We start from the raw sequence: 4,295 nt of genomic DNA on the forward strand, positions 1-4,295 counted from the left end.
CTCCTGCTCCAAAACCGGGTCAGTAACGAAGTGCTTGGACGTCCAGTAGTTAAAAGCAGAAGGGCAGACGTTGGCAAACTGTAGAAGAGTCGCCGCCAAATGGTGCGCCGTCTCAGGATCTAACTTGAATAACCATGGTTTAATGCTGTCGTATGCGATCATTTATCTGCCTTCTCTTCGCCTATAATTTGTGCGATTATACTGAAAAATGGGTAAATCTTTTGTTAGTGGGGTGGATAGGACAATTTTGAGTGTTCTTAATTGGATTTAAATGTTGCGTGATTATTCTTTCAAGCAATAATTTTAAGAAAGGTCTTGTAGATCTTCTTCTAGTTCTTTTATCACTCGTCCTATACGCATTTCAAATAGTCTATTGATCTCATCTTCTGTTTTGTGAATTAGTTGATATTTTGCACCCAAATACTTGTTTAAAATTTCTATTTTTTCTTCTTTTGTTAGATTGTCAAAGTTGATAATATATTTACTTGATTCAACGTCTCTTTGTTGCGCTTCGAAATATGTTTTGACAAGGCTTTTAATTTGGAGTTTTCCTTCTAAATCAAATCGGCATAAAAGTTTTTTAACAGTAATATCAAGCTTATGTAAAACAGTTAAATCAGAAATTTGTGAATAATAAAACATCCAACCTCGTTTAGTACCATCAAAAATGCAACCTGTTATTCGAAGATTCAATCTCCACTCTAATATCCTCAAACTTTTTATTTTTTCGTCACTGTTCTTTGCTGAAAGAAGTTTATATTTGTAAGTTGTTAGCAAACGAACAAGGGAAGATTCAAAACGATGTTTACTCCCAAACCCTACAGTTGTTTTATAGTTAGAAAAGAGGTAACCTAAAAATGAAAATTCATCCGACAAATTACCAAATTCTGATTTGGAATCTTCTACTAAGGGATGTGCTTCTAAGCCTTTTGATCCTAACATACGAATAACTGATTGACCTATTATTTCAGCATCTTCTTCTTTACATAAAATTAAAATATCATCTACATAACGTACATATTTTATAGTAGACATTGCACTTAAAGACAAGTCGAAATCAAGCATAAATATTTCAGCTAGTATATTTGAAATAGATAAACCTTGAGGGATTCCGTCAAGGTTTGTATATATTGTTCCTTTAATTGGAGAAGCTGTTGTGCCATTCTTAATCGCTTTTCTTATCAGACTACGAACTTCCTGTTTAAAGATTTTTTTGTTTAAAACAGCTTCTAAGCGTACGTGATCTATAGATGAATAAAACCTTTTGATATCTATTTTTACATAGCCATCGAATACACCAGAATTAATTTCCTGGCAAATACTATGAATTTTTACTTGAGGTATTTCGGATTTGATTTCAGATGAATATACATCAAAAAATAAATCACATAAACATCGTAGAGTTAAACGATCTCTAAAGGTTGGGATAGATAGTTGACGTGGTTTGCTATCTGCACCTTTCGATATCAGCTTCTGTTTATATGTAGTAAAACGATAGCTGTTGTTATTTACTTTTCGATTTATAGTGTTAATGTTTTCCGATAAATATTTGTGAAAACTCGTATTATTTACTTTATCGAGACCGACTGCTCCGTTGCCTTGTATCCGTTTCTCGTAGGTTTCTAAAAGGTTTTTTTTAGTGAAGCGTTTTCGAAAAGATTCTGATGCTGTCATAAAGAAGTCATGTAATAAAAATATCCAATAGCTATTGGTGCAAAATATAACATTGTGAGAAAAGTAAAACAACAGAATTTATATATATAACATTTTACATATTCTAGAAAAGTGGGTTTTCTAGAATATAGAGTTTTAGCATTATCAACTCTAATACAGATATCATCTATTCGTAAATGGTTTTCTACTTCTAATAAGGCTAATTGATATTGTTCCTTTACAGATGCTAGATTTCCGTTAACTTTTTCAATCTCTAAAGTCTCTAAATATATCGTTTGTAACTTTATATAGTTTTTAAAGAACATGTTACTTCGTTCTTTCATATCAAAGTTTGTTATTACAAGCGAAAGAACTAAAATAACAACAGACATTATTGTCATCAATATGTCAGTATCCTCACCAAGTAGATTACTATGACGTAAAATTATAATAGCGAGAATTGACCCTAATAGAGTATATTCTATTAGCAGTAATTGAGAATGTTCATGACTCTTTTTCAATCGTTCTGTTGCATGTATGCGTGCTTTTCTTGTGAACCAAATATTATCTGAAAATTTTTCTTTATAACCATTCATATTATCTTCTCTTAATTTAAGATGGGCAGTACAAAATTAGCAAGTATTAACATCATTATAAAATGATCAACACATAACGTGTTAACAGTACAAGTACAATTATTTATTAGCATCACCTACTACAATAAAATGTAGTAAACCCATATTATTTCTAACATGACTGCCCAAGATGGGGATAATAGCATATCTAACTTAATTACTATTTGTTTTTTCTAATTTTTTGTTGCTTTTTTAAAGGTATATCAGACTTTCTCAGCCCTAAGTCTTTCCATCATGAAATTCCTTGACCATCGTTTAGTCCATCTTCAAATTATTGTCATTACAGGGTTTTCTATCGACGAGGTCTTAGCGACATTCCAAACCTTGACCAAATACACAGTAAAATGTCCTGCAGAAGATTTGAAAAGGAAAAAAATGAAAACGACACTAATGATGTTGACAATGTTGGTAATGGTCAGCGGCTGTACGTCGGTGAACTCTCAACCGGACAGCAGCTATGACAGACAGAACGCGGCGGCTGAAAAAGCGCAGCGCCAGTTGGACAAGGAGTAGTTGTTCAACTCCCTTTGAACCTGCGCCCCAAGGAGTGAACATTATTATGATATTCGGTTGGGAGTAGGTTGTCTGTATTGGTGTAGACTTTTCATTCAAACCGTTTTGAAAATCTACACACAAGAGAGAAGGATTCCAAATGATAAAACGTATATTGGCAGTGACGCTGGCCACTTTTTCTTTGAGTGCTTCGGCAGAGGCGGCAGGGGAGTTTGTCAGCCCCGACACTAAAGCGATGGAGGAGATCTCCAGCGGTAACTTTAAGTTGGGTGGTATGGCTGAGAGTGACTACGGCGTTGGTGTGAGCATGCAGTTCGGGCATCTTCTGGATGTCAAAGTAGGGCACACCGGTGCCGGCGCCGACTTTCACTTTTGGCACATGAAACTAAGCACCGACAATGCCTACATGAACCGGCATCCGCTTGAGTTTTATGCCTCTGGCGGTGTGGGTTACCGCTGGGATGACAGCGGTCAGGGTGATGGGCTTATTGTCCGTGCACCGGGCGGGGCGGAGTGGCAGTTTTCGAGAAACGGTTGGAGCTGTTACCTTGAGATCGGTCCGTCGTTCAACTTCGGAAAAGACCCGCAAGGCGACCGCAACGGCTTTAACCTAATGAGCGGTACCGGTATTCGTTACAGCTTCTAACACAACTTCCCAGAGTCTATAGGTTTCGTTGTTATTTTCGCAGTATTTTAAATGACTGGTCTGTCATTTAAAATACAAAAAAGTGACCTGTGACTATAACTAAGCCAAATAACACTAAAATAAACGCACTGACGAAAATGAACATCGAAACCATCCAGAGGGAAATGACATGAAAAAAACATTGATCGTACTGAGTATGGCGCTGCTTGCTCCGTTTGCTTCATCGGCCTCTGCCGCAGAGACCATTAAGCATGTATCGAAACAGCAGCCTGGGGTAAAAACGCTCGAAAGCAGACAAAAGGCGACACAAGAGCGTGAAGCGCGAAAACTCAAGCAAGAGAAAGAGCGTAAACTGCAAAAGAAACAATACGAAAAAGAGAAAGCCGAACGCAAACGAAAAGTAGAGGCAGACCGCAAAGCGGCGAAAGAGCATAAAACAGCCGGTAAAACGCAAACTGCTAAAAAGAAATAGCACCGCGTAAAAGTTGAAAGTTTGCGAGATGAACCGCTATGTATGCATCATCAGCAAAAAGTGTGCCGGATGACATCGATGTTCTTAAACAATCCACGCACCGTCGCGGTAGACGACTTCTTCACCCAGCGAAACGCTTTGGGTGTCTATAAAGACATCGACGTGGTACTTGCCGTCACGGCGTTTAAATCCGGGTTTGCCGTAGATGCCGTGTTTGGCCCCCAAAGAGACGTGTACACCGCACATACGCTCATAGCTCCCCGTGTCGGCAAGGGTCCGGCTCTTCGTCAATGACCTGTTAAGACCAAAACCCAGCTCCCGTACCCAGACCGTACCCTCATCGGCACGTATGTTCGAGAGAATGTTGTCAAAGGCC

6 protein-coding genes are annotated in these 4,295 nt (G+C 38.1%); 3 read left to right on the plus strand and 3 right to left on the minus strand.

Translation table 11 applies throughout. The features are described 5' to 3' along the window. Positions 1 to 303 precede the first annotated feature (303 nt). A complete protein-coding gene (locus ABYK33_RS14100) occupies positions 304 to 1,674 on the minus strand; it encodes a reverse transcriptase domain-containing protein (protein WP_373033924.1) in 1,371 nt (456 codons plus the stop codon). Further along, the gene (locus tag ABYK33_RS14105) at positions 1,671 to 2,249 is read right to left on the minus strand and encodes an SLATT domain-containing protein (protein WP_373033925.1); all 579 of its coding nucleotides are present in this window, start codon (positions 2,247 to 2,249) and stop codon (positions 1,671 to 1,673) included. The genes ABYK33_RS14100 and ABYK33_RS14105 overlap by 4 nt, the downstream gene beginning before the upstream one ends. Positions 2,250 to 2,663: 414 nt before the next feature. Here ABYK33_RS14105 and ABYK33_RS14110 point away from each other — a divergent pair, with 414 nt between their 5' ends. The 3 genes from ABYK33_RS14110 to ABYK33_RS14120 all read left to right on the plus strand — a co-directional run bounded on the left by ABYK33_RS14110 (position 2,664) and on the right by ABYK33_RS14120 (position 3,919). Further along, the gene (locus tag ABYK33_RS14110; protein ID WP_373033926.1) at positions 2,664 to 2,801 is read left to right on the plus strand and encodes a hypothetical protein; all 138 of its coding nucleotides are present in this window, start codon (positions 2,664 to 2,666) and stop codon (positions 2,799 to 2,801) included. Between the two features lie 139 nt (positions 2,802 to 2,940). Then, positions 2,941 to 3,447: a hypothetical protein gene (locus ABYK33_RS14115; protein WP_373033927.1), complete on the plus strand. Its 507-nt coding sequence runs from the start codon at positions 2,941 to 2,943 to the stop codon at positions 3,445 to 3,447. A gap of 169 nt (positions 3,448 to 3,616) precedes the next feature. Then, on the plus strand, positions 3,617 to 3,919 hold the full coding sequence (locus ABYK33_RS14120) for a hypothetical protein (protein WP_373033928.1): 303 nt from the start codon (positions 3,617 to 3,619) through the stop codon (positions 3,917 to 3,919). Between the two features lie 84 nt (positions 3,920 to 4,003). Here the strand turns inward: ABYK33_RS14120 and ABYK33_RS14125 are convergent. Beyond that, the coding region (locus tag ABYK33_RS14125; RefSeq protein WP_373033929.1) for a hypothetical protein at positions 4,004 to 4,295 on the minus strand (292 nt) is incomplete at its 5' end.

The sequence above is a fragment of the Sulfurovum sp. genome, from assembly GCF_041562805.1.
In the GTDB taxonomy this organism is placed as follows: domain Bacteria; phylum Campylobacterota; class Campylobacteria; order Campylobacterales; family Sulfurovaceae; genus Sulfurovum.

Excerpts from the sequence above, each read along its gene's own strand:
- ABYK33_RS14100 (WP_373033924.1), bottom strand. The coding sequence starts at position 1,674 with ATGACAGCATCAGAATCTTTTCGAAAACGCTTCACTAAAAAAAACCTT.
- ABYK33_RS14105 (WP_373033925.1), bottom strand. The coding sequence starts at position 2,249 with ATGAATGGTTATAAAGAAAAATTTTCAGATAATATTTGGTTCACAAGA.
- ABYK33_RS14110 (WP_373033926.1), top strand. The coding sequence starts at position 2,664 with ATGAAAACGACACTAATGATGTTGACAATGTTGGTAATGGTCAGCGGC.
- ABYK33_RS14115 (WP_373033927.1), top strand. The coding sequence starts at position 2,941 with ATGATAAAACGTATATTGGCAGTGACGCTGGCCACTTTTTCTTTGAGT.
- ABYK33_RS14120 (WP_373033928.1), top strand. The coding sequence starts at position 3,617 with ATGAAAAAAACATTGATCGTACTGAGTATGGCGCTGCTTGCTCCGTTT.